The organism is Streptomyces coelicoflavus (assembly GCF_045041415.1).
Taxonomy (GTDB): domain Bacteria; phylum Actinomycetota; class Actinomycetes; order Streptomycetales; family Streptomycetaceae; genus Streptomyces; species Streptomyces coelicoflavus.
In genome coordinates this window covers 577184-600776 of sequence record NZ_CP108218.1, presented here as the reverse complement: position 1 = coordinate 600776, position 23593 = coordinate 577184, and the positions used below count along the sequence as shown (strand labels likewise).

At 69.2% G+C, this 23593-nt stretch carries 17 protein-coding genes and 3 pseudogenes; 7 read left to right on the top strand and 13 right to left on the bottom strand.

Annotated features, from left to right (window positions below):
* Positions 1–63: 63 nt before the first annotated feature.
* Positions 64–465 (top strand): helix-turn-helix transcriptional regulator, encoded by a 402-nt coding sequence (locus tag OHA99_RS02795; protein ID WP_179232229.1) that lies wholly within the window; start codon positions 64–66, stop codon positions 463–465.
* A 75-nt stretch (positions 466–540) separates the two neighbouring features.
* On the opposite strand, the gene aepY is transcribed toward OHA99_RS02795, so the two are convergent.
* The 4 genes from aepY to OHA99_RS02775 form a co-directional block, all read right to left on the bottom strand.
* Entirely contained in the window at positions 541–1644 is a 1104-nt protein-coding gene (gene aepY / locus OHA99_RS02790) for a phosphonopyruvate decarboxylase (RefSeq protein WP_266573485.1), read from the bottom strand.
* A complete protein-coding gene (locus OHA99_RS02785) occupies positions 1641–2336 on the bottom strand; it encodes a DedA family protein (protein ID WP_153176562.1) in 696 nt (231 codons plus the stop codon). Before OHA99_RS02785 ends, aepY begins: the two co-directional genes overlap by 4 nt.
* 84 nt (positions 2337–2420) lie before the next feature.
* Positions 2421–3461: a ketoacyl-ACP synthase III family protein gene (locus OHA99_RS02780; protein WP_153176561.1), complete on the bottom strand. Its 1041-nt coding sequence runs from the start codon at positions 3459–3461 to the stop codon at positions 2421–2423.
* Between the two features lie 26 nt (positions 3462–3487).
* Positions 3488–10564: an SDR family NAD(P)-dependent oxidoreductase gene (locus OHA99_RS02775; protein WP_405693766.1), complete on the bottom strand. Its 7077-nt coding sequence runs from the start codon at positions 10562–10564 to the stop codon at positions 3488–3490.
* Positions 10565–11061: 497 nt separating this feature from the next.
* Between OHA99_RS02775 and OHA99_RS02770 the strand changes: the two genes are divergently transcribed.
* Both OHA99_RS02770 and OHA99_RS02765 read left to right on the top strand, forming a co-directional pair.
* Entirely contained in the window at positions 11062–11223 is a 162-nt protein-coding gene (locus OHA99_RS02770) for a hypothetical protein (protein WP_016325501.1), read from the top strand.
* A gap of 35 nt (positions 11224–11258) precedes the next feature.
* Positions 11259–12740, top strand: a complete 1482-nt coding sequence (locus OHA99_RS02765) for an NAD(P)-binding domain-containing protein (protein ID WP_405693763.1) — start codon at positions 11259–11261, stop codon at positions 12738–12740.
* 58 nt (positions 12741–12798) lie between these two features.
* Here the strand turns inward: OHA99_RS02765 and OHA99_RS02760 are convergent, their stop codons facing one another.
* Positions 12799–13578, bottom strand: a complete 780-nt coding sequence (locus OHA99_RS02760) for an SDR family NAD(P)-dependent oxidoreductase (protein ID WP_405693760.1) — start codon at positions 13576–13578, stop codon at positions 12799–12801.
* An 84-nt stretch (positions 13579–13662) separates the two neighbouring features.
* Here OHA99_RS02760 and OHA99_RS02755 point away from each other — a divergent pair, with 84 nt between their 5' ends.
* From OHA99_RS02755 to OHA99_RS02745, 3 genes are all read left to right on the top strand, one after another.
* Complete coding sequence (locus OHA99_RS02755; protein WP_042799404.1) at positions 13663–14016, top strand: helix-turn-helix transcriptional regulator; 354 nt, start codon at positions 13663–13665, stop codon at positions 14014–14016.
* 491 nt (positions 14017–14507) lie between these two features.
* Positions 14508–14762 (top strand): DUF5988 family protein, encoded by a 255-nt coding sequence (locus tag OHA99_RS02750; RefSeq protein WP_366471508.1) that lies wholly within the window; start codon positions 14508–14510, stop codon positions 14760–14762.
* Positions 14743–15294 (top strand): DUF6262 family protein, encoded by a 552-nt coding sequence (locus OHA99_RS02745; RefSeq protein ID WP_366471509.1) that lies wholly within the window; start codon positions 14743–14745, stop codon positions 15292–15294. The genes OHA99_RS02750 and OHA99_RS02745 overlap by 20 nt, the downstream gene beginning before the upstream one ends.
* A 41-nt stretch (positions 15295–15335) precedes the next feature.
* On the opposite strand, the gene OHA99_RS02740 is transcribed toward OHA99_RS02745, so the two are convergent.
* The 6 genes and pseudogenes from OHA99_RS02740 to OHA99_RS02715 form a co-directional block, all read right to left on the bottom strand.
* A complete protein-coding gene (locus tag OHA99_RS02740) occupies positions 15336–16466 on the bottom strand; it encodes an alpha/beta hydrolase (protein ID WP_194279826.1) in 1131 nt (376 codons plus the stop codon).
* A gap of 331 nt (positions 16467–16797) precedes the next feature.
* On the bottom strand, positions 16798–17100 hold the full coding sequence (locus OHA99_RS02735) for a putative quinol monooxygenase (RefSeq protein WP_228126003.1): 303 nt from the start codon (positions 17098–17100) through the stop codon (positions 16798–16800).
* A 96-nt stretch (positions 17101–17196) separates the two neighbouring features.
* Positions 17197–18717 (bottom strand): FAD-dependent oxidoreductase, encoded by a 1521-nt coding sequence (locus OHA99_RS02730; RefSeq protein ID WP_153176554.1) that lies wholly within the window; start codon positions 18715–18717, stop codon positions 17197–17199.
* A gap of 50 nt (positions 18718–18767) precedes the next feature.
* Positions 18768–19460: a TetR/AcrR family transcriptional regulator gene (locus tag OHA99_RS02725; protein WP_153176553.1), complete on the bottom strand. Its 693-nt coding sequence runs from the start codon at positions 19458–19460 to the stop codon at positions 18768–18770.
* Positions 19461–19599: 139 nt separating this feature from the next.
* Positions 19600–20313: pseudogene (locus OHA99_RS02720) on the bottom strand (glycosyltransferase family 2 protein); the annotation flags it as partial.
* Between the two features lie 201 nt (positions 20314–20514).
* Positions 20515–20880 (bottom strand): annotated as a pseudogene (locus OHA99_RS02715) (glycosyltransferase family 2 protein); the annotation flags it as partial.
* A 358-nt stretch (positions 20881–21238) separates the two neighbouring features.
* Here OHA99_RS02715 and OHA99_RS02710 point away from each other — a divergent pair.
* Positions 21239–21595 (top strand): hypothetical protein, encoded by a 357-nt coding sequence (locus OHA99_RS02710; protein ID WP_405693753.1) that lies wholly within the window; start codon positions 21239–21241, stop codon positions 21593–21595.
* On the opposite strand, the gene OHA99_RS02705 is transcribed toward OHA99_RS02710, so the two are convergent.
* Together OHA99_RS02705 and OHA99_RS02700 are read right to left on the bottom strand one after the other, a co-directional pair.
* Positions 21581–22375, bottom strand: coding sequence for a hypothetical protein (locus OHA99_RS02705; RefSeq protein WP_405693750.1), 795 nt, complete (start codon positions 22373–22375; stop codon positions 21581–21583). The two genes, OHA99_RS02710 and OHA99_RS02705, sit on opposite strands and share 15 nt — an antisense overlap.
* 22 nt (positions 22376–22397) lie before the next feature.
* Positions 22398–23486, bottom strand: a pseudogene (locus tag OHA99_RS02700) (ATP-binding protein); the annotation flags it as partial.
* Positions 23487–23593: the final 107 nt, after the last annotated feature.

Here is a 23593-nt window from a genome sequence, read left to right as displayed (position 1 = left end):
GGGGAGCGGACTGTGCGTAGGATCGACTCCGCAGCCCGGCCCGCGGGTGAGAGGGAGGTGGCGATGGCCCGGCCATCGAAGCTCAGGGTAGCGGTCAGTGATCCTGACCAGTGGCTCAGCGAACGCGAGCGGGCACAGATGCTGGCACCGAAACTGCGGGCCTTGGCGGACGAGACGCGACTGACGCTGATCCTGCTCATCGCCCAACGTCCCCGCACCGTCAAGGAACTGCAGGAGGCCACCGGCTTGAGCCAGACGTTGGTCAGCCATCACCTGGCCCCCCTGCGTGAACAGAACCTCGTAGAGGCGATTCCCAAGGGCCGCAGCAATCAGTACGTGATGTGCTGTCAGACGTTGGCCGAGCCGCTGCGCATGTTCGCCAGCCTTGCCGCCATGGATCCTGAGACGGTTGCGGCTTGTCTCCAGACGGGGGCCGGACAGTCGCCCGTGGCGCAGGGCGCCTGAGCCCGCCACTCGCCCCAGGGGGCCGTGTTCAACGCGTCTGCGTGGAACACGGCCCCCTGCGGCGTGCCTCCCGTGCTACTGCCGCAGATCGTTCTGGAAGCGGTCCCGGATGTCGAGCGTGCTGAGGGCGTTGGTCGCGCGGGGCGGGACCGCGCCCGTGCGAGGCAGCGTCTTGATACAGATCAGGTGCGGGCCGGGAGCGGCCTGGGCTCGCAGCATCGCGGCCCGCACGTCCTCCTCCCGGTCGCAGACGACCGCGTCGGCGTATCCGGCGGCCTTCGCCATCTCGGGGAACGAGGTCGTCGCCGAGGTTGTCGCCTGTCCGCCCGTCGACTCGTGCACCCGGTTGTCGAGCACGACGTGGATCAGGTTGGCGGGCGCCTCGCTGCCGATCATCGACAGGGCGCCCAGGTGCATCAGGAGGGCCCCGTCCCCGTCCAGGACCACCACGGTCCGCTCCGGTTGGGTCAGCGCCACGCCGAGGCCGATGGACGAGGCGTGGCCCATGGAGCCCTGCATGTAGAAGGTGCTGGGCGTGTCGGCAACGGCGAAGGTGTCACGGCCGGTGAATCCGGTGGTGGCGACGACGGCCGCCTGCGGAGCGGCAGAGGTGACTAGGCGGATGGCTTCCGCGGCGGGCAGTCCCTCGGTGTGAGGGGAGTTGGCCGCCGTGGCCTTGCCGATGGCGCCGCGTTCAACCAGCACGAACGGCGCCCGCTGCTCGGCGAGGTCTTTCTCTGCCTTCTCCAGGACCGCGGTGAACTCCTCGACCCCGTCCTGCGCGTACAGGGTGTGGTGCGGGGTGTCGACGCTGTCGAGAAGCCCGGGAGTCGCCGGTCCCATCACGGCGTGCTGGGGTTCGTCAGTCGCGGGGTCGGGCCAGCCCCGGAGGCTGGTGAAGGTCAGGATCGGCAGCTGGTAGGTCATCACCAGCGAAGTGAGCGGATTGATGAGGTTGCCCAGACCGGAGTTCTGCAGCATCACGTAGGCGCGCTGTCCGCCCAGGGCGGCGCCGGCGGCCACGGCGAGCGCGCTGCCCTCGTTCGGGGCGGGTACGTAGCGACCGGGCTCGGTGCTCAGGTGCGCGATCGGCCCACCGAAGTGGGAGCAGGGAACGCCGCTGGCGACGGTGAAGCCGCGGTCGGCCAGGAGGTCGCAGAATTCTTGTGCCGTGATCATGGACGGGGCAGCTCCGTTTCGGGGGTGGTGGACGGCGTGACGGGCATCTCCTGGCCCGCTGCGGGCGCGCTGCGGGCGCGACGTCGCATCTTGATGCCCTCGATGATGATGGGAATGCCGGAGATGAGCACGATGCCGATGACGATGCCTTCGATGTTGTCGCGGACGAAGGCGACCTGGCCCAGGTAGTAGCCGACGAGAGTCAGGCTGACCGACCACAGCACAGCACCGATCACGTTGAACAGGAAGAACGTGCGGTACGTCATGCGTCCGATACCGGCAGTGATGGGGATGAAGGTACGGAAGACCGGTATGAAGCGGGCCATCACCAGGGCCTTGGGACCGTGCTTGAGCATGAACTGCTGGGCCCGCTCGGCATTTTCCTGCTTGAAGAACCGGGAGTTGGGACGGCGGAAGAGAGCCCCGCCAACTTTGCGGCCGAAGGCGTAGCCGAACTGGTCGCCCAAGACGGCGGCTGCGGCGATGGCGAGCATGACCAGCCACAGGGGCTGGTGGAGGAACTGGTCGTTGGCCACGAGCAGCCCCGCCGTGAACAGCAGCGAGTCGCCGGGCAGGAAGAAGCAGACGATCAGGCCGGATTCGGCGAAGACGGTGGCCATGATGCCCAGCAGGCCGAAGCCGGAGATCAGGGCCTCGGCGTCGAGCAAGGGTGATGAGGCGAGGTTTTGCACGCGTGCCCCCCAGGACGGTGGTGCGAATGAGCGGACATGCCGCCTGCCGGCCCCGTCGCGGGACCGGCAGGCGGGCGGGGTTGATCAGCCGGCGGCCCAGTCGGGCCGCTGGTCGATGCGTACGACGGCGCAAGTGATGGACACCCCGCCGCCATGGGCGACGATCAGTACGTGGTCGCCCGGGCCGACCTGCCCGGTTTCCACCAGGTGCGTCAGGCCGACAACCTGGTCGTTGACCGTCATGTGGCCCAGGTTGCGGCCGAAGTCGAGCAGGCCCTGGTCGGGGGAGAGGCCCATGGGATCGAGGATGACCTTCAGGTAGCTCTCCTGGCCGGTGAACACGTGGCAGACCCTGGTGACGTCGCCCGGCTCCAGGCCGGCTTCGGCCAGGGTGCGCAGGGCGATCTCCGTGCGCAGCTCGCCCTGACGGCGCACGACCTCGGCGACGGTCTCCTCCAGCCCGCCGGCGGCGGCCAGGCGCTCCTTGAAGTCCATGCCGCGGCCCACCGTCAGCGACGGGGGGAAGAGCGGTTCCGTACCGCGGTACTGCTCCTCGACCTCTGCAGTGGAGCCGGTGTTGATGGACAGGAGGCTCGCGAAGCCCTCGGACTTCGACAGCAGGATCGCACTGCCCCCGTCACCGAGCACCCCGTTCTGGATGCCGAAGGCCCACCGGTTGAAGTTGGGGGTGCCGACGTTGTCGGCGCCGGTGAGCAGAGCGGCGCTGCGTTCGGGTACGGCCTTGAGGTAGCAGGCGGCCAGCTCCAGTGAGCCGATCAGTCCGCTGCAGGCCTGCCAGACACGGAAGGAGGGCACGTCGCGGTCGGTCAGGTGACGCAGGATGTAGTGCTGCGGCGACCAGCCTTCGGGGCCCTGTTCGTGCCCGCAGGCGTGGATGTGGAAGTCGATGTCGTGCGGGTGCAGCGCGGAGCGTTCCATGGCCTGCCGGGCAGCGGCGACCGCCATGTCCGGAGCGGGCATGTCGTCGGCGACGGCGGCGCCGGTCCATCCGTAGAACTCGTAGTCGTCGGCGTCGTACAGACCCAGCGCGACGGCCTTCCGGGCATCGACGATCTCAGGGATGTACGTGCCGAGCCCGGCGATGCGAATGTCAGTGGTCTTCATGAAGTCGGTCCTCGTCCCTCGCTCGGTCAGGCCGAGGCGTCTGCGGAGTTCAGTTCGGTGGCCAGGGCTTGGGCGACGGTGGTGATGGTGCCGTCCTTGAGGAGTTGCACCATGGGGAGTTTGACCTGGTAGCGGCGTTCGACGCGGTTGCGGAGTTCGACGGCCATGAGGGAGTCCATGCCGAGCCGGTTCAGCGGCCGATTGATGTTGACGCGTTCGGGCCGCAGCCCCATCACCACGGCGACCTCCTGCTTCAGGAAGTCGAGGAGCTCGTCCGTGGGAGGCGTCTGTGCTGCTTCGGGGGCCCGTGAGGCGCTGGCATCGGGCAGGGACGGTTCAGCGGCAGCCGGGGCCGTGCTTTCGCGACTGGTCTCGACGGATGCGACCTCGGCCACCGGAGGTGCACTGCCCGCCGCTGCAGCTACCGCCGAGTCGTCCGCCTTGGTGCTGCCGGACTCCTCCTCGACCGGCTCCAGTTCGGTGGCCAGGGCTTGGGCGACGGTGGTGATGGTGCCGTCCTTGAGGAGTTGCACCATGGGGAGTTTGACCTGGTAGCGGCGTTCGACGCGGTTGCGGAGTTCGACGGCCATGAGGGAGTCCATGCCGAGCCGGTTCAGCGGCCGGTTGACGTTGACCCGTTCGGGCCGCAGCCCCATCACGACCGCAACCTCCTGCTTGAGGAAGTCGAGCAGTTCGCTGCTGGGCGCTGCTTGTACAGGAGCAGTGGCCTGCGGTGCGATCCGGGCAGTAGCCGTGGGCTCGGCCACCGCCGCAGAGGCGGGCGGAGCCCCGGCTGGCGCGGATGCGACACGACGGGACACGTCAGGATCGGCGACCTGGGACAACGGGCGGGGTTCGGCGGCCTGCTTCTCAGAAGCGGGAGCCGGGTACGCCGACTGATCGCTGTTGGTGAGGTGCTGCACCAGAGGGGCAGCAGCGGCGCTCGGGTAGGCGCGGGCCCAAGCCTGCCAGTCCGCCGGCAACACCGCCGTGTGGAGCCTGCCTTCGGCCAGGATCCTGCCCAGCACCGACAGACCGTCGTCCGGGCTGAACGAGGTCATGCCGTGCGGCAGCAGCGTGCGCTCTTCCTCCTGCTCCTTGCGCGCCACCATCCCGACGCTGTCCCAGAACCCCCAGTTGACGACGGTGCCGGAGAGGCTCTGGGCGTGCCGGTGGTGCGCCAGCGCATCGAGGAACGCGTTCCCTGCCGCGTACCCGCCCAGCATGGGGGAGCTGAGGAGCGCGGAGCCGGAAGAGAACAGGACGAACGCCTCGACCGACTCCTCGCGCAGCAGCCGGTGCAGATTCCAGGCCCCAGAGACCTTCGCCGCCAGGACTCGATCCATCTCGGCGCCGCTCATGTCACTGAGCAGGGTGTAGTCGATGACCCCGGCCGCGTGGAACACCCCACGCACAGGCGGCATCCCCGCGCGGCGTCGCGACTCCAGCATCGCCCGCATGGCCTGGGCGTCGGCGACGTCCACAGCCTTGTACGCCACGTTCACCCCGCGCTCGCGCAATTGCCGGAGCACGGCGACGGCGGCGGCCTGCGGATGAGTCCCGCTTACTACCGCGTCCTGCTCGGGCAGCGCACTGCGGCCGGTGAGCAGCAGGTGGCGGGCGCCCTGGTCGGCCAGCCACAGAGCCAGCTGTCCGCCGATGCCGCCCGCACCTCCGGTGACCAGGTAGGTACCGTCAGCGTGAACGGTGACCGAGCGGCCGCGTGGGCCGCCGGCCGTGACGGATGACTGGCCGAAGGACAGCACGATCTTGCCGGTGTGCCGGGCCTGGGCGATCAACCGAAAGGCGTCGGCGGCCTTCTCGACCGGGTACACCGTGTGTGGCAGTGCCTCCAGCGCGCCCTCGTCGACCAGGGCGGCAGCGGCCCGCAGCACACGGCCAGCGCGTTCAGGCGCGTGCTGGATCATGTGCACGACGTCGATGGCGTGGAAGGAAAGGTTGCGGGCGAAGGCACCCAGCGGCAACGCGTTGTTGTCGAGGATGTCGCGTTTGCTGAGTTCCAGGTAGTGCCCGTACGGGGCCATCAGGGACAGGTTCGCCTCGATGGCGTCCCCGGCCAGGGTATTGCAGATGACGTCGAAGCCCTCTGCGACAGCCGGCTTGAAGACGTCGGCGAAGGCAAGGCTTCGGGAGTCGGCGACCTGCTCGACACCGAGCTCGGTCAGCAGCTGCCGCTTTGCGTCACTGCCGGCGGTGGCGAAGACGCGGGCCCTCTTCCAGCGGGCGACGTTCAGCGCGGCCCGGCCGGTGCCCCCGGTCGCGGTGTGGATGAGTATCTTCTGGCCCCGTTCGAGGCGGGCCATGTCGTGCAGTGCGTGGTAGGCGGTGAGGTAGGCGGCCGGCAGGGTCGCGGCCTCGGCCGCGGTCAGCCTGGCCGGCTTGGGTGCCGTGAGGCAGGCGCGGGTGACGACCTCGGAGGCCAAGGCCCCTTCGGCGAAGGCGATGACCTCGTCGCCCACCGCGACGTCGGTCACGCCGGAGCCGGTCTCGCTGACGGTGCCGGCGCACTCCCAGCCCATCACGGGCGGCCTGTCGTCCTGTCCGGGATACATGCCCAGGCTCAGGAGCACGTCGCGGTAATTGACCCCGGCGTGGCTGACCTGGATACGGACTTCGTCCGCGGCGAGGCCGCGCGAGGGGGCGGCGGTCAGCTGCAGGTCGTCGATGACGCCGGGTGTGGGCAGTGACAGCGCCTGCGGCGCAGGGGTGGCGGCCGCCGCGGGGCGCAGCCGGGCTGCCAGGCGCCGGCCGTTGCGCCACGCGACCTGATTCTCCTGGTCGGGGTGGAGCAGTTGCTCCACCAGGGCGGGGACACTGGCCGGGGAACGGTCGAGGTCGACCAGGCGAGGGTTCAGTGCGGGTGCCTCGGCAGCCAGCGTGCGGCCCAGCCCCCACGGCATGGCCTGGAAGGGGTGGCGTACCCGCTCCCCGGTGCCGGTGGCCTGGGCGAGTTGGGTGACCAGCCACAGCGGGGGGTTGCCGAGCGGTTCCTTCTCCAGGGACCTGGTCAGGTGCAGGATGCTGTGCGCGGCGAGCACCTGGGTGCGGTGGATTTCGGTGGGTGTGGCGTCCAGGCCGGTCTGGGCGTCCAGGGCCCACAGGTGGATGATGCCGCGGCAAGCACCGTAGCGGGCGACATCGGCCAGGACCTCGCGGTAGTGCTCTTCCTTGGCGGGGTCGATGCGGTAGCGGTCGCCGCCCCCTGCCAGCTGGCCCGCGCCGGCGGTGACGGCGACGACGCGCTGGCCGCGGCCGTTCAGTTCACGCACCAGGGCGCGCCCGGTGGGCCCGCTGTCGGTCAACAGCAACCAGAAGCCGTCGGGGTCAGTGGTGCCCGTGGCCGGGGCGGGAAGGGGGGCTTCGTCCCAAGTGAGTGTGTGCAGCCAGGTGTCGCGGTCGTCGCTGGCTGGGGCGGCCGGGGAGCCGGGGGTGCGGGATGGTGTCACGGAATCCTCGGTGCGCGGGTTGAGCAGGGCGGGAGCGTGGCCGGCCAGGTACTGCAGGCGCAGTCCGCGCATCTGGGCGATCAGACGGCCGTCGTCGGCGCGGATGTCGATGTCGGCGGTGAACGAGTCCTCGCGCGGGGACGGCAGCAGCCTGGCGTGGCTGAACAAGGAGGCGGGCGGCCGCTGGTAGAAGCGGACTTCGTCGATGCCGCCGAGGACGAAGACGCCTTCGTCACCGGGAGCAGTCAGCTCACGGGCGGCGGCCATGGCGTGTCCGCTCGCGTCCAGGAGGGCCGGGTGGAAGTGGTGGGGGGCGAGTCCGTCGAGGAGCGCGGCCGGGCAGGACAGCTGGGCGAGGACCTCGCCGTCGGCGCGCCACAGTTCGGTGATTCCTTGGAAGGTGCCGTTCCACTGGTTGCCGCGGGCGGCGTTCCACGTGTAGAAGTCGACGGCGTCCTGGTGCTGGGGCAGGCGGGCACGAATGGACTGGAGCGACTCGCCCGGTCGGGGAGTGTCGCCGGCCACCGCGCGAGCAGTGGCTTCGGTGTGCAACACCCAGTCGTCGGTGGCGGATTCCCGGCTGAGGATGCGGCAGTGCAGTGAGGAGTCCGGGCGCGCAGTGACAGTGACCTGGACCTCTGGTGCGGGCCCGTCCTCGTCGAGGAAGAGGGCCCGGTGGTAGTGCACCTCGCTCACCGACAGCGCTCCGGATCCCAGTTCGGTGCGTGCGGCGGCGCTGACGAGCTCCAGGTGGGCGGTCCCCGGCAGGATGATGGTGTCCTGGATGCAGTGGTCGCGCAGGTAGGGGTGGTCAGCGAGCCGCAGTGCGCCTTGCCAGATACGGGTCGCGCCCTCGGTGGGTGACGGCTTGCCGAGCAGCGGGTGCGTCGCGTGCTCCCTACCCGTGGCGGGCTCGGCAGGCGCCGCGGTGGCGGCCGCGGGACGGGCTGGGGCGGGGCTGATCCAGTGGCGGGTGCGCTGCCAGGGATACGTGGGCAGGGCCACGTAGCTCCCGTCGGCGGTCAGCTTGTCGAGGTCGAGACGGGCACCGGCTGTGTGCAGGGCGGCCGCGGAGGTGAGCAGGGAGCCGCGTTCGTCCGCGTGCCGGCGCAGGCTGCCGACCGCGGTGGTGTCGGCGCCGGTGGCCATGCGGCTGGTCTCGCGGATTCCTGACACGAGCAGCGGATGAGGACTGACTTCGACGAACACGGTGTCGCCGAGGTCGAGCTGGCCCTTCACCGCGCCGACGAAGTCGACCGGTTGGCGGATGTTTCGCACCCAGTACTCGGCGTTCATGCCGGAGCCGTCGATGACCTCGTTCAGCAGGGTGGAGTGCAGGGGGGTGGTACCTGCCCGCGGTGTGAGGTGGGACAGCTCGGAGAGCAGGTCCTCCTGAAGAGCGTCCATCTGCGGACAGTGCGACGCGAAGTCCACGTTGACCCGCCGATTGTCGACACCGCGCACATCGAGGCCGGCCAGTACCTGGTCGAGAGCTTCACCATCACCGGACAGAAGGGTGGAGGTGGGGCTGTTGATGGCGGCTACGGCCACCGTGTCCTCGTGACCGACCAGCGCTGCCGCTGCCTCGTCGGCGGGAAGAGCGACCCAGGCCATGGTGCCGCGGCCGGACAGGCGCTTGGCCAGTCGGCTGCGGCGGCAGATCACCGCGGCGGCGTCAGAGAGCGAGAGAGCGCCGGCGATGTAAGCGGCGGCGGACTCACCCATGCTGTGGCCGATGACCACGTCCGGTTCGATGCCCCAGGAGCGCCAGAGCTCGGCCAGGGCGATCTCCATGGCCCAGAGGGTGGGCTGGATGACGTCGAGTTCCTTGAGTCGCTCTTCATCCGCCGAACGCAGCAGCTCGATGACCGACCAGCCGTTCTCCGTCCTGATGGCGTCGTCGCAGTCCCGCATGGCCTGGTGGAAGACCGGCTCGTTGTCCAGGAGCTCGCGGCCCATGCCTGGCCACTGCGAACCCTGTCCGGGGAACACGAACGCGACCCGTGGCATCGCCTCGGAGTCGGTGTAGTCGCTGAAGGACAGGCCGGGCTCGTTGTCGCCGTCGGCGAACCCCCGCAACGCGGCGGCGGCCTCGGCGTGGCTCTCGACGGGAAGGGCGAGGCGGGCGTCGTGAACGGTACGGCGCAGCGCAGCGGAATGGGCGATGTCCCGCAGCTTCTGTCGCGCCCCGGGGCCCTCAAGGTGGTCGGCCATGCTGCGGGCCGCCTCGGCCAGGGCTTCGGGGCTGAGCGCGGACAACACCAGCAGCTCGCTGCGCGCGTCCGGCGCTGTGTCCCGGGCGGTGGTGCGCCGCTCGGGGGCGGCTTCGAGGACGAGGTGGGCGTTGGTTCCGGAGAAGCCGAAGCTGGAAACCCCGGCGACGGCCGGCCGGTCCCGCTGCGGCAGAGGGGTGGCGTGGATGGGCACGGCGAGTGGCAGGTTGGCCCAGTCGACGGCGGGGTTGGGATTCTTCAGGTGCAGGTTGGGCGGGATCGTCTTGTTCTCCAGGCACAGCACGGCCTTGATGAGACCGGCGATTCCGGCAGCTGCCTCGGCGTGGCCGATGTTGGTCTTCACTGAGCCGACCAGGCAGCGATCGTCCGAGGCTCGGGCGCCGACGATGTCGGCCAGGGCCTGCAGTTCGACCGGGTCGCCGACGCTGGTGCCGGTGCCGTGGGCCTCGATGTAGTCGATGTCGGCGGGGTCCACGGCGGCGTTTGCGTAGGCGCGGCGCAGCACGTCACGCTGGCCTTCGACGGCGGGCGTGACCAGGTAGCCACTGCTCTGGCCGTCGTTGCCGACGGCGGATCCGCGGATGACCGCCCGGATGCGGTCGCCGTCGGCGAGAGCGGCCGACAGCGGCTTGAGAATGACGGCTCCGATGCCGTCGCTGCGGACGAAGCCGTCACCCGAGGCGTCGGCGAACTTGCAGCGGCCGTCGGAGGCGAGCATGCCGGCGCCCGAGTAGACGACGCCCTCTTCCGGCAGGAGTACGAGGTTGACCCCGCCGGCGATCGCCAGGGGGCACTCACCGAGCCGGATCGCCTGGACGGCGTTGTGGACGGCCACGAGCGCGGAGGAACAGGCGGTGTCGACGGTGAAGCTGGGCCCCCGCAGGTCGAATGCGTAGGACAGCCGGCCGGAGGTGATGGCGCGGGCGGCCGCACCGGTCATGGCGTACAGGTCGAGCTGATCGCGGTCGTCGTACTGCAGATGCCAGTAGTCACCACCCAGCTGGCCGATGAAGACGCCCGTGTCAGTGCCCGCGATGCGGGGCAGGGGCTGACCCGCGTCTTCGAGTGCTTCGTAGGCGACCTCCAGGAGGAGCCGCTGCTGGGGGTCCATGCGATCGGCCTCCCGGGGGGAGATACCGAAGAATTCCGCGTCGAATGCGTCGATGTCGTGGAGCAAGCCGCCCCACCGGCTCACCGTGCGGCCGGGCGTGCGGGGCGTGGGGTCGTAGACGGCGTCGACGTCGTAGCGATCCGGCGGGATGTCCGTGATGGCGTCGCGGCCCTGGAGCAGCATGTCCCAGAGTTGTTCAAGGCTGGTGGCATCGGCGAACCGTCCGGCCATGCCGATGATGGCGATCGGTTCACTGGCAGTCCCAGCCGCGCGGGTGGGGTCGTGAGGCATGAATGTCCTTCCGGGCATGACGAAGCCGTTCACTGGTGAAGCAGCACGGAAGGAACTGCGGTGCGGGCGCGGCAGACCGGCAGCAGGGCCGGTCCGGTGGCGGGCGATCGCACCGAGGACAGAACGAGAGTGAGGCGGGAAAGATCCGGTCCGCCGGCTGAGCGGTCAGGTGCGGGGCGAGCGCACTGACCGTTCACGGGCCGGGCGCGGCTATCGGCACAGCCGCTGTTCCCCGATGTCGCTGTGGCACTGGGCGGGTGCCCTGGTGCCACTACCCCCGCTGTTTCGACATGTATCGAGATTGACCCGGCGCGGGTCGCCCGCGCAACGCGGCGCGAGGTGACGCTCGTCACACCACGGCAGGCTGTGGCATGAGGTTGACATTCATCGAAGCAGGGGTGAAGGTGGAACTCTGATTCGTTGTTTATCTATATAGGCGGTTGTGATGCGCTTGCTTCGCGTCGCCCTCCGAGCCGCCGCGACAGGAGCCGCTTCCGATGAGTGATTCCATCGGCCTCGACGCTGAGCAGACCGGCTCTTGCTGTGCCGCCATCGCCGAATTTCGGCGGCGGGCTGCGGAGCGCAGCGAACAGCACAAGCAGGCGGACACCGCAGAGGATCTCGCGGCTTCCTCGTCCGATCCCACGCGAGATGCCTGACTGCCACCCTTCCCTTCGTGAAAGGACACCGCACAGTGGTTGACCTCGGCTCCGACCGCCTCCCAGTCGCCGTGATCGGCGCCGGCCCCGTCGGGCTGGCTGCTGCCGCGCACCTGGCCGAACGCAGCGTCCCCTTCGTCGTCCTGGAAGCCGGAGACGCTGCGGCGACAGCCGTGCAGGCCTGGTCCCACATCCAGCTCTTCAGCCCATGGGAGTTCAACACCGATCCCGCTGCCCGCCGACTGCTCGCGGCCGCCGGCTGGGAGGAGCCCGACGCGTCCGCCCTGCCCACGGGCGGGGATCTCGTCAAGCAGTACCTCCAGCCGCTGGCCGAGCTTCCCGCGCTGGCTTCCCACATCCGCTACGGCGCCGAGGTCACCGCCATCAGCAGGCTGGGCATCGACCGTCTGCGCACCGCCGACCGGGACGCGGCCCCGTTCGTCCTGCGCCTGGCCGACGGTGAGGAAGTGCTGGCGCGCGCCGTCATCGACGCCTCGGGCACCTGGCGTCAGCCGAACCACGTCGGCGCGAACGGCCTGCCCGCCCACGGCGAGCAGGACGCCGCCGCCTGGATCAACCACGGCCTGCCCGACGTCTTCGGAGCGGACCGCGACCAGCACGCCGGCCGTCACACCGTCGTGGTCGGCGCCGGCCACTCGGCAGCCAACACTCTGCTGGCCCTGGCCGAGCTGGCCGACACCGCACCGGGCACCACCATCACCTGGGCCATCCGCGGCGCCGACCCGGCCGCCTCCTTCGGCGGTGGCAGTGACGACGAGCTGCCCGCACGAGGAGCCATCGGCTCCGGCCTGAAGATGCTCGTGGAAACCGGCCGCGTGACTCTTGCCGCCAACTTCCGCACCCACGCCGTCCGCCGCCTGGGCGACGACCCCTCGCGCGACCAGGTGGAGCTCGTCTCCCGGGACCTGGACGGCACCGAGCGAAGCCTTACCGCCGACCGGGTCGTCGCGGCCACCGGCTTCAGGCCCGACTACCGCATCGTCGACGAGCTGCGCCTGGAGCTCGACCCGATCATGTCCGCACCCCGCGCCCTCGCCCCGCTCATCGACCCCAACCAGCACTCCTGCGGAACCGTCACCCCGCACGGCTACCGCGAACTGGCCCACCCCGAACCGGGCTACTACACCGTCGGCATGAAGAGCTACGGCCGGGCTCCGACCTTCCTTATGCTCACCGGTTACGAGCAGGTTCGCTCCATCGCCGCCGCGCTGGCCGGTGACTTCGAAGCGGCTCAGTCGGTCGAACTGCAGCTGCCCGAGACCGGAGTGTGCTCGGTGACTGCCGGGGGAGAGGCGCTCGCCCTGCGTCTCGGGTTGACCAAGGATCAGCACGAGCAGCTTCTCCACGTCACCGCGAAGCACCTGGGCACGTCGGCCACGGCGTCGGACGCCGTGCTGTCCGCCGCGACGGAACTCGGCATCGACCACACCGCGGCCCTGCAGCTGGCCGCCTACGCCGCCGACATGTTCGACGCGCCCGGCGCCCAAGGCTGCTGAACCGCCCCGACGGGTCGCCTCTCCCGGTCTGGGGGGGAGGCGACCCGTCGGCAGTCGGTCAGGTGGTGCGGTGCACCTTGTGCTGCGCCGCCTGTGCTCTGGGGCGGACCACAAGGAGGTCGATGTTCACGTGAGGCGGCCGGGTCACCGCCCACGTCACCACGTCGGCGACATCATCGGCGACCAGCGGGTCCGGAACACCCGCGTAGACGGCGTCCGCCCTGTCCAGGTCACCACGGTAGCGATTTAGGGAGAACTCCTCGGTGTGGACCATCCCCGGAGCGATCTCGACCACCCGCAAGGCCTCCCCGCACACCTCCAGACGCAGAGTCTCGGCCAGTACGTGGGCACCGTGCTTGGCGGCGCTGTAACCGCCCCCTCCTTCGTAGCAGGTGAATGACGCGGTGGACGAGATCACGACCACCACCCCGTCACCAGAGGCTCTCAGGGTCGGCAGCAGGGCCTGGGTCATGTGCAGGGCGCCGACGACATTCACCTCGTACATCGACCGCCAGTCACCAGGATCGGCGTTCTCGATGTGCTCCGTTCCGTAGGCCCCACCCGCGTTATTGACCAGCACGTCACACGCCGGAAACTGGGCGGCGAAGGCGAGGACGGCCTCCCGGTCGGTCACGTCCAGGGGGAACACCTGGACCGTTCCTCCGTCGTTTCTGATCTCCTTGGCGACGGCCTCCAGGCGGTCGGCCCGGCGGGCTGTCAGGACGACCTCGTACCCCTCGCGAGCCAGTGCCCGCGCCGTTGCCGCCCCGATGCCGCTACTGGCTCCGGTGACGACGGCCGTCCTCCTGAGAGCTGCCTGTATATCGGCGGTACGCATGCTTGTCGTGCCCCCAGTGCTGATTAGATGCTCATCGAATCAATCGATCTTGGCAGGAGACGAAACGAGTGTCAACATAGATGCATGTCGAAGCTAGCGCAGTTGGCGGCCACCGCCTCCGCTCCACCGTGCTGCCCGTCCCTCACGGACCGGGAGCTCACAGACGAGGAGGCCGAGGTCACCGCCGCCATGTTCAAGGCGCTGGGTGATCCGGTGAGGCTGCGGCTGTTCTCCAAGGTTGCTTCCCATCCTGACGGGGAGGCCTGTGTGTGCGACATCGCCGACGTCGGCGTCTCCCAGCCCACGGTCAGTCACCATCTGAAGAAGCTCCGCGAGGCCGGTCTGCTGCTGTCCGAGCGGCGCGGCACCTGGGTCTACTACCGACTCGCCCCGTCGGTGCTCGCTGCCCTGTCCGGATTTCTTACCACCCGCGACTGATTCGCATCACGGAGTATCCATCGGGCCTGGTCTGCGCGGCTGACATCTGCCGCGCCACGTGATCTCTGCGTGCTGTGCAAGCCCCGGCCAGTGGTGACGCCCCACGCGGCCAGCGGTCCGTCGAGGGTGGTGGCTCACTCGTCGTGCTGCCTGCTCCTGTGTCTGCCCCGGCTGCGCTTCGGGGCGCCTCGGTGTGCCTTGATCTCCTGAGGGCGCCGCCAGTAGTCCCCCAAGGACTCGCTGCACTTGGGTCCCGGCAAGTGGTTGACACCCGCCTTAGATCGACGCCAAGCTGATTCCTGATTCGGCAACAGTCGATATAGCCCAGTCGCGGCCAGCCCATGCGGCGCCCTCGTGGCTGCAACGTTCCCTTGCGCACTGATGCGCCCGGGACCTCCGCACCCTCCAATTCGGCAGTGCCACCCGTCGGGCTGCCCACTCCCCCCACCGGTTCGGCTGTCCACAGTGCCCTTGCATGAGAGGACTCGCACATGACCAGCACCATCCTCACCAGTGCTCAGGCCCACTCCAACAACATTCTGCGAAGCGATGGCGACCGTGCTGCGGAGCCCAACATCTTCCTGGCGGGCGGGAAAGACATTCCCGAGGACCAGCGGATGCACGAGCTGGAACCGCTCACGGACCGGGTCAAACTCAACGTCGAGAACCGCTACGAGCACTTCGAGGCGACGTCAGAAGTGCGAGAGGTCGACGGGCGCTCCCTGCGTGTATACGGCTGGATCTAGGACCGAAGCCAGCCTGCTGCGCGTCAAGCGCGTCGTCGACCAGCTCGCCAAGAACGGCACCACGATCACTGTGGCAGCGGTCGCCCGGGAAGCGGACGTCTCGCGCACCTTTCTCTACGAACACGCCGAGGCCCGCACCATCGTCACCCAGGCCGCTCTCCGAGCTCGCGGGCTCCGAGCGCAGAGCGATCAAGCCCAGCGCGACGCGGTTGAGGCGTCCTGGCGTGAACGCGCGCTCAACGCTGAGGAGGCCCTCAAGAACACCAACGCGGAGGTCGTCAACCAGCGAGAGCGCATCGCCGAGCTTCTGGGGCAGATCGCTGGCCTTCAGGGCGACTGGACGGACGCCGACGTCGTACGCATCACCACCGCCAACGTTGCCCTGCAACGCGAGGTCAGGGCCCTGACCGTCGAGCGGGACCGCCTCAACAAACGTCTGGCTGCCGCCCGGGACAACGCGCGCTTCGCCGACAAGCGAATCGCCGCGCTCGAAGCGCAGATCACCGAGAAGCTCACCGACCCGCCGACCTGACAGTGCGCCGCTGTGTTGGGCCGGGCCTTGATCGGTCAGCCTCAGAGCGCGGCCTTGATCCAGTGCAGGATCTGTGCGTTCGTCCTGGGTGCGTTCTTGTGCAGTTGCACATCGTGGCCGCTGTTGGGCACGACGATCGATGTGAGGTCGGCCTGGTCGGAGTAGTACGGCCGCTCGTTGGCGAGCATCGTCTTCGGGGTGCAGGTGTCAACGGTGCAGTATTGGTCCTTGTCGCCGGTGACTAGGAGGGTGGGCACCTTGATCGCCTGAGAAGGGGACTGCGCGGCGGGAAGGCTCGCGCTGTCGGAGTCTGCGGCGGTGCTCACGTCCTTGAGGCGCTCGTCGGCCTTGATGACGGCCGGGTCGGTGTTGGGGGTGTAGTAGAAGAACTGCCGCATGCCGACGTTCGTGGTCAGGTAGCCAGAGTCGTTGATCTTGCCTTGGAACTTGGGGTCGTCCTTCGCCTTGATCTCGAACTTGACGTCCTCGCCGGGACCGTCGTCGGAGGGCTCCTCCTGGCGGACGACGTGGCTCATGCTGGTGAGCACGAAGGCGTCGACGTCGTTGTTGTACTTCGCGGCCTGAGCCCATGCCATGGACGAGCCCAGCGAGTGGCCGACCCAGACGACCTTGTCGAAGGCTCGGTCCTTGACCTGACCGCCACGCAACCGGCTGATGACCTGGTGGATGGCGTCCGTGCTGGATTCGAGGGCGTACTTCGAGCTGGGCGGCAGTGTGCTCTTGCCTGTGGCGAGCCGGTCAATGTTGAAGGTGGAGAAGCCCTCGTCGAGGGCCTTGGACACGTAGGAGTAGCGGCCGTTTTCCACCGGCATGTCGTAGTAGCTGTGGTTGTAGGTTGAGCCGGGGACCAGCAGCTGCACGGTCTTGCTCACCTTGGTCTTCTGGCGCGGCTGGCACAGTTCCCCGTAGATGTGGGCCCTGCCTATCTTCTTGACCGACACCGGCACCCGTACCTCGAAGCAGGCCGCGTGGGGGTGCAGCTTCTGCACGCTGCTGGGGGCGGTGTGCGCATCGGCCGAGCGTGCGGAGGCGGAAGTCTTGGCCTGCGCGCTGGTGATCACCGGCACAGCGATCCCCGCCACGGCGATGGCCGTCAGCGCGGCCGTGAGAGCTTTGGTCTTCGGCGAGAAGGTCCGGAGGTGTCCGGTCATGGTCATTCTCCTAGAGGGGGGCCGGAGGAGAGCGTGAGAGGGCAGGCCGAAGCTCGGCCGGGGATGGCGATTTGGTGGGACCAGTCGCGCTCAGGTGCCCGATACGAGGGCGAGTTGACGTGGGGCGCGGGAACGGCTCGGGCGGGCGAGAGAGTGCGGACTGCCTGCGAGCTCTGCGCATGCAAGCGTGCTGTCCCGCTCGGCGGGGGCCATTGCGGTGACCAGGGTGGGGCGGTGGCAGCTGGTGGCAGCCGGGTGCCGCGACGGCTGGGTCCCCATCGAGATGGAGCCAGCCGTCTTCACGGGCTGCCCGGCGGGACCGGGCGGTGGATCAGAAGTGCGCGTAGTACGCGCGGACCAGGGCGAGCGTGAAGTCTTCCTCCATGAGCGCGCCAATCTGGGCGTGCAGCTCCTCCCACCTGGGATCGGCATCCTGGGCGGCGAGGGCTTCGTCGCTCTTGAAGAACTCCATCGCCCACAGGGTGTCGGGGTCGTCCTCGGCGCGCGCGATGATGACCTTGTCCGTGGCGTCGGACTCGTCGCTCAACTTGGCGCACAGGGCGAACAGTTCGTCTCCTTTACCGGGCTTCGCCTTGAACCGCAGGACCTTGCCGGGCTGACGCGGATCGATCACGCCTTTCTCCTTGAGTCGTGCACCGTCGTGTGACGGCGATCTGGTGGGGTGTCCGGCGGCCTCCTCGGCAATGCGCCGACAAGGGCCGCGGCCGGGCTAGTTCTGGGCGCCGGCGAACCAGCGGGCGGCTGCCTGCTCGAACGTGCCGATGTCCAGGTCCTGTCCGGCGGCCCAGGCCACGACGCCGTCGGGGCGAACGAGTACCGCGGTGAAGCCGAGGTCGTTGCGCGCCGGGCCGGCGGCGTACTGGATCCGGCCCTCCCAGTGCTGAGCGGCGCGATGCAGCCGGTCATCGGTACGGAAGTCGAGCAAGACGCCCTGGCCCTGACGGAGCAAGTCTCCCAGGCGGGTGCCGTCCTCGAAGCGGAAGTCGGGGGCGGTACAGCCCGCGAGCTGGTGAGCGTCGCTCACGTCGTAGCGGTTGAACAGACCCGTTGTCCGCCGGTAGGCGAGGGTCGTGCCGTCCGTGGTACTCAGCAGCTGGTGGACCAGCTGTCGCAGCGCGGGGGCATTGGGGCCCGGCTTCATGGTCGCCACCTGGGCCCGCGACCAGTCCAGCACCGCAGCTCCCACCGGGTGGCGCTCGCTGGTGTAGGTGTCGAGCAACCCCTCGGGCGCGGTGCCGCGCACGGTCGCAGCGAGCTTCCAGCCGAGGTTGGCCGCGTCCCCGATGCCGAGGTTGAGTCCCTGCCCCCCAAGGGGCGAGTGAATGTGCGCCGCATCCCCTGCCAGCAGGACACGCCCCCTGCGATACGTCGTGGTCTGCATGGCTCGGTCGGTAAAGCTCGACGCCAGGTGCACCTCGGTCAGCGACACGTCCGCACCGGTGATGCGCCGCAGGACATCCTGGAGATGCTCGCGGGTCAGTGGCTGGGACCGGTCGAAGGCGCCGGCGTCAAAGTCCATCATGCCCAGATGCCCCTCGAAGGGCGTGCGCAGATACATGCCGTTGTCCGTCAGGTTGAAGCCCAGCGACAACTGGTCGGGGTCGGCGAAGGTGACTTCGGCGACGTAGCCGGTGAACAGTGGATCTGTACCGATGAAGTCGAAGCCCGCCAGGCGCCGCACCGTGCTGCGCCCGCCGTCGCAACCGACCAGGTAGCGCGCCTGGTACTCCTGACCTCCGGCCGTGACCGTGACGTGTTCGTCGTCCTGCGTGAGGGCCGTGACGGGCTTGCCGCCCAGGATCTCTACGCCCAGCTCGGTGGCGCGCTCAGCCATGACTGAGATGACTGCCTCCAGGCTGGTCATGAAGCCTTCCATCGCCGGGCTTGGCAGCCGGAACGGCAGTGAGGCCACGTCGATGTCGGCCGCGTTCAGGCCCATACCGGCGAAGTGACTCACATCCCGGGGATCCGGTGCCTGGATGGCGTCGGGAGCCGCGCCGACCTTCGCTGGGTCGGCATGCGAAGCGCGTATCACTGCATCCAGCAGGCCGCTGCGGTGGAACGTCTCGGCCGACCCGGCGCTCAGGCCGCGCAAACCCAACGGGAGCGCCTTCCAGGGTGAAGTTTCTGCGTCGCGCTCCAAGACCAGGACGGACGCGCCGCCCAGGGCGAGCTCGGCGGCCAGGAACAAGCCGACGGGTCCGCCGCCTGCGACTACTACGTCACGCATGATGGGATTCCTTTCAGAGACACGCGCTGGGGTGGGCCAGCCGGGATGGGTCAGCCGAGCCGGGTAAGCCCGTCGAGAATCACGGCGATGCCGGTGAGGAACTGCTCGCGGTCGTCGTGCGTGCTTATCTGGACGACGATGGCGTGCATGAACGGGTAGTCCTCGGCATTGAGGTTTTGCCAAGCCGCCGCGGTCTCGTCGAGGAACTCGCCGCGGTTGTGCGAGCCGTCGGGGGCGTCGCCTTCCATCCGGGTGTTCTGGCTGACGGCACCGAGGATGTAGTGCACCAGCGTCGAGGCGGCGTCGAACCAGGATGCCTTGGCCACACCCAGCGCCCCGACCTGGCAGCCGATCCGCTCGAAGATGCCGACCGTCACTGGGCCGAACGGCTTGCGGACCACCTGCTGGGTCAGCCGCGTCGCGAGCCACGGGTGCTCGGTGATCGCGTCGAACAGAGCCAGCGCGACGGTGCGGATCTCGTCCCCGGGTGCGGCTGAAGCCTGAACGGGCTTTGCGGCCAGGGCTGCTGTGACGAGCGTCTCGGTCGCCGTGTCCAGCAGGTCGTCCCGGCTGCCCACCCGGTAGTAGATCGCTCCCGAACCGGTGGACAGGCGCTCGGTGAGCGCCCGCGTGGTCATGGCGGCCTCACCGCCCGCGTCGAGCAACTCGATCGCCGTCTCGATGATCCGCTCCCGGGAGAGCACCTGGTTACGCCGCTCCGAGCGGGGGTTCCTCGTTGCCATGCCTCCAGCGTGACACATTTGGTGCGCTGCGCCAAATTGGTGCGGCGCACCAAAAGGTCACTCCATAGGGTTTCTGACCAGCTACTGTGCGCAACATTCGCCCCGTGATCAGGCGGCAGTGCTCGCGAAACTGCGGAACCTACATGCAGGCCCCCTCCCGCAGGGACTCCAAGTACTTGCCGTGGTTCCAGGCGAACCGGCGGGCCTGCAGCTCCATGACCGGGTACTCGGGCTGGGCCGTCATCTGCTCCGCATGCTTGCCGTAGTGGTAGACCACGGTCGGCAGCAGAGCACCCCTGGCAGCGCCGGTGACGCCGACGAGATAGGCATAGTCCTCCCCTTGGGGCAGGGCGGCATAGCCACCGCTCGCGCGGACAATCGCGGTGCGGGCCAGCAGCGTCGTCGGCCCGATGGGGATGGTCGAGTCAGGAGTCGCCCAGTGGCGCCAGACGTCACCAGGGGCACGGAAGCCGGGCGGAGTTGAGCAACGCCAGGTGGTGGTCGAACGATCCGGGTGAAGGTCTGCAGACCAGCCTGCACACCAGCCCAGGTCGTGCTTCTGTGCGTAGCGGAGGCGCACGGACAACGACTGCGCGGGGAGTACGTCGTCATCGTCCGACGTGGTCAGCCAGTCGGCGGTCACCTCGTTCACGGCGAAGTTGCGCGCAGCGCCGGCCCCGACCGGCCGCGGAAGCGCGACGACCTTCACAAGGGCGTCCGTGCGCAGAACCTCGGGCACGCACTCCTCGGACACGCCGTCGAGGGCCAGGACCCACTCCCAGCTCACGTCCTGGTCGCGCAGGCTCGCGTAGAGCTCCAGCAGGTACGCGACCCGGTCCGGACGTAGTCGAGTAGGGGTGACGACGGCGACTTCGGCGTGCCGCGCGGGGACCTACCTTTCAGCGCCGCGATGGTTCGTACGGCATTCGACAACTGGCTTTCTGCCGAACCCGATTGAGTGGACCAGATCCCGATCGGGACCGCCGTCGCGTGCATGTCCGCTACGTTCAATCCCAGGTCACCAGCCATAGAACGCCTCCGTCGGCCGGTAAACGTCGGGGTGCTGGTTCTCGCTCCAGCCCGCGCACCAGCCGACCCCGGTGGATTCCAGGGTGTTCAGCCGTACGGACATTGCGTCGTCGGTGAACTCGTCGTCATCGTCGGCCCAGTTGACGAAGGGGGTGCGGACCCGGGTGAGAGCGAGGTTGCGGGCGCAGGCGGCGCCCACAGGCCGGGGCAAATCCAATGTGCGGATGCGGGGATCCTGCGCGAGCGGCGCCGGCAGGCGGTCGGGTGAGGCGCCGTCGAGCGCGATCACGGCCTCCCACGGCACGGACTGCCGGGTGAGGCTGGCGTGCATGGCGGTCAGGTAGTCGAGGCGGTCGTCGCACAGGCGGGTGGCGATGACGACCGTAATCAGGGGAGTGGGCAGGGAAAACTCCGGCAATGAGAGGCGTGCGGGTCAGCGGCGGGCACCTTTGCGGGGCCCGGTCGGCGCTGCTCCGGCAGCGGGCCGCAGCGGGCCGCAGCGGGCGTGCGGCGGGCGAGGTGGTGGGCGTCCGGCGTGTGGTGATGGCGGGCCAGTGCGCCGGGTGGTCGCTGAAGGGAGTGCTGGGGTCGGTGTCCCAGGCGACGACGGGGCCCGTGCCTGCGTGAGCCATGCTGATCACTTCGATGCCCTGCGGATGCAGGATGTAGCCCCACTGCATACCCAGTTCGCCGGCGGTTGTGTCGGTGACCGTCATACGCACCGGGGGCGAGCCGTCCGGAGTGATCAGGTGGTCGAGGGTCCGGCTGGGCCAGTGTTCGCCGCCGGTCAGCGCGGCCACGAGCGCGGGTGGGGCGTCGTCGAGGAGATCGGTGCCGAGTTCGTCCCAGCCGACGGCGATGTCGTCGATGAGGTGCTGGGACATGGCCTCGACGTCGCGTCCGAACTTGTACTGGTAGGCGGCCAGGAGGAGCGGGATGTGGTGGCTGGGCACGCCGTCGAGCTGGACGTGGATGCCGCTGTATCCCGTGCCGGCGGCGGGGCGGGCGATGAACGAGTGTGTGGACAGGGAGTTCTCCGGAGCGAGCAAGGGGAGATGTGCGGCGGCCGTCGAAGTGGCGGGCGGGTGCGGCTACGCGCGGTGTGACCAGGAGGGGACCGGGGGGCCGGAGGCGTCGGTGCGGGCGCAGGTGTAGCCGATGAGGCGGGAGGGCTCGGCCTTGGCGGGGACGGTGGCGGCGTCGTTGCACACGAACGTGTAGCGGATGGAGGTGCGGGGCACGTCGTGGAGCCAGGCCCGGTCTTCCTTGCCGGGGTTGATCTGTAGGCCGGAGTGCGCGACGGCGTCGGTCTGGGTGTGCGTGTGGGAGAAGAGGATCAGTGCGCCGCCGTCTGCCGTCTTGAGGGCGTAGGCGTCCGTGAAGGGGTTGTCGGCTGCGTCGAAGACGCTGCTTCCCTTGTTGCCGAAACGGGTTGCGGCATCGCTGTGGACCTTGACCTGCCGCTTGCTGGCCTCGGTCGGCGCGAACACCGTGCTTCCGGTGTTCGTGCCTCCGGTGGTGAAGTTGTCCAGCACGGCCGTACGCAGAACGTCGGCGTCGGCGGCCAGGTGCTTGTTGCCGGTGGCGGCGACAGCCGTTGCGTATCCCTCGCGGTCGAGGGCGACGTCGGGCAGCTTCTGGCTGTCCAGGTCGACGACGGAGACCATTTCCCAGCGCTTGTGCTGGGGCTGTTCGGCGAACACGGCCAGGCGGGAGGGGGGCTCGCCCTTCTCGCTGGAGAGGGCGGCAGCGAACCAGCGGTCCTGCCCGGCAGCCAGGCGGGGGATGTACAACTTGGCGCTGGCGAGGTCGTAGGACCACGCCTCGTACGGCTCGCGGTCCTTGGCGGGAAGCCCTTCGGTCTCGGTGTAGTCCGATACGGACATCGCGTACAGCGGTCCGTCCTCGACCGTGTCGAGCAGACGCCAGCAGGTCGGACAGCCGGTGGATCACCATCAAGTTCGCGATGCCGAGGCCGCGGGAGAGCTTCCACTGGGCCTGCATGCGCTGGAGGAGGCCGACGTGCCGCATCAGGCGCCATGCCTCGTCGTAAACGATCCAGCGCCGGCCGCCGCCGGGGTCGGAGAGGGCGGATTCCATCCAGGCGCTCGCGCAGGTCATCGCGAGGACGAGGGCGGTGTCGTCCCCGGAGCCGCCGAGGCGGGACAGGTCGATGGTGAGCATCGGCGCGTTCGGATCGAAGGCGACGGTGGAGGGGGCGTCGAACATGCCGGCCAGGTCGCCGTGGACCAGGCGCCGCATGGCGTGGGCCAGGTCGCGGGCTGCGTCGCCGAGTTGGCCCGACATCATCCCGGCGGCCTCGTCGAGCGCATGAGGGTTGTTGAGGGTGGCGGCGATTTCGCCGAGGAGCGGGGTGCGGTGTGTGTCGGCGGCGCGGGTGACGACGGCGTCGAGCGCGACGTCCAGGGCGGTGTGCTCCATGGGCATCAGGTCCCGGCCCAGGACAGTCCGGGCCAGGGAGCCGAGCAGGAGCAGGCGCCGCTTGCGGATCTCGCCGACCCAGTCGGCCTCGGCCACGCTCTCCGGGCGCGGGGCCGCGTCCAGGGGGTTCAGGCGACCGGGCAGTCCGGGACCGAGGGCGACGGTCCGGCCGCCGAGGGCTTCGGCCACTGGCGTCCACTCGCCCTTCGGGTCGCACGGCACGTAGACGCGGTATCCGAAGGCGACCGACCGCAGCGCGAAGGACTTGGCCAGCGCGCTCTTGCCCTGGCCGATCACCCCGGCGAGCAGCAGGTTCGGGTTGGTGAAGCCCTCGACGCGACCGTACAGGGCGAACGGGTCGAAGACGAATGATGCTTCGGCGTGGACGTCGCGGCCGATGTAGATGCCTTCGGCGCCGAGTCCGCCTTCGGCGAGGAAGGGATAGGCGCCGGCCGCGACGGCGGTGGTCATGCGGTGGGCGGGAAGTTTCAGCCGGTTTCCGCGGGCGGAGGTGGGCCCGGGGCGCCCGCCCGGTGGGTAGAGCGCGGTGGGCATCTCCTGCTCGGGGAGGGGGACTGGGACTTCAAGGACCGCTGGTGCAAACCGCTAGGGGAGGCTTTCGGGATCTCAGAGGAGACGGTCCTTCGACTCGTCGGGCACAC

Excerpts from the sequence above, each read along its gene's own strand:
- OHA99_RS02795 (WP_179232229.1), top strand. The coding sequence starts at position 64 with ATGGCCCGGCCATCGAAGCTCAGGGTAGCGGTCAGTGATCCTGACCAG.
- OHA99_RS02775 (WP_405693766.1), bottom strand. The coding sequence starts at position 10,564 with ATGCCTCACGACCCCACCCGCGCGGCTGGGACTGCCAGTGAACCGATC.
- aepY (WP_266573485.1), bottom strand. The coding sequence starts at position 1,644 with ATGATCACGGCACAAGAATTCTGCGACCTCCTGGCCGACCGCGGCTTC.
- OHA99_RS02755 (WP_042799404.1), top strand. The coding sequence starts at position 13,663 with ATGTCGAAGCTAGCGCAGTTGGCGGCCACCGCCTCCGCTCCACCGTGC.
- OHA99_RS02760 (WP_405693760.1), bottom strand. The coding sequence starts at position 13,578 with ATGCGTACCGCCGATATACAGGCAGCTCTCAGGAGGACGGCCGTCGTC.
- OHA99_RS02780 (WP_153176561.1), bottom strand. The coding sequence starts at position 3,461 with ATGAAGACCACTGACATTCGCATCGCCGGGCTCGGCACGTACATCCCT.
- OHA99_RS02705 (WP_405693750.1), bottom strand. The coding sequence starts at position 22,375 with ATGTCCGTATCGGACTACACCGAGACCGAAGGGCTTCCCGCCAAGGAC.
- OHA99_RS02725 (WP_153176553.1), bottom strand. The coding sequence starts at position 19,460 with ATGGCAACGAGGAACCCCCGCTCGGAGCGGCGTAACCAGGTGCTCTCC.
- OHA99_RS02770 (WP_016325501.1), top strand. The coding sequence starts at position 11,062 with ATGAGTGATTCCATCGGCCTCGACGCTGAGCAGACCGGCTCTTGCTGT.
- OHA99_RS02750 (WP_366471508.1), top strand. The coding sequence starts at position 14,508 with ATGACCAGCACCATCCTCACCAGTGCTCAGGCCCACTCCAACAACATT.
- OHA99_RS02740 (WP_194279826.1), bottom strand. The coding sequence starts at position 16,466 with ATGACCGGACACCTCCGGACCTTCTCGCCGAAGACCAAAGCTCTCACG.
- OHA99_RS02730 (WP_153176554.1), bottom strand. The coding sequence starts at position 18,717 with ATGCGTGACGTAGTAGTCGCAGGCGGCGGACCCGTCGGCTTGTTCCTG.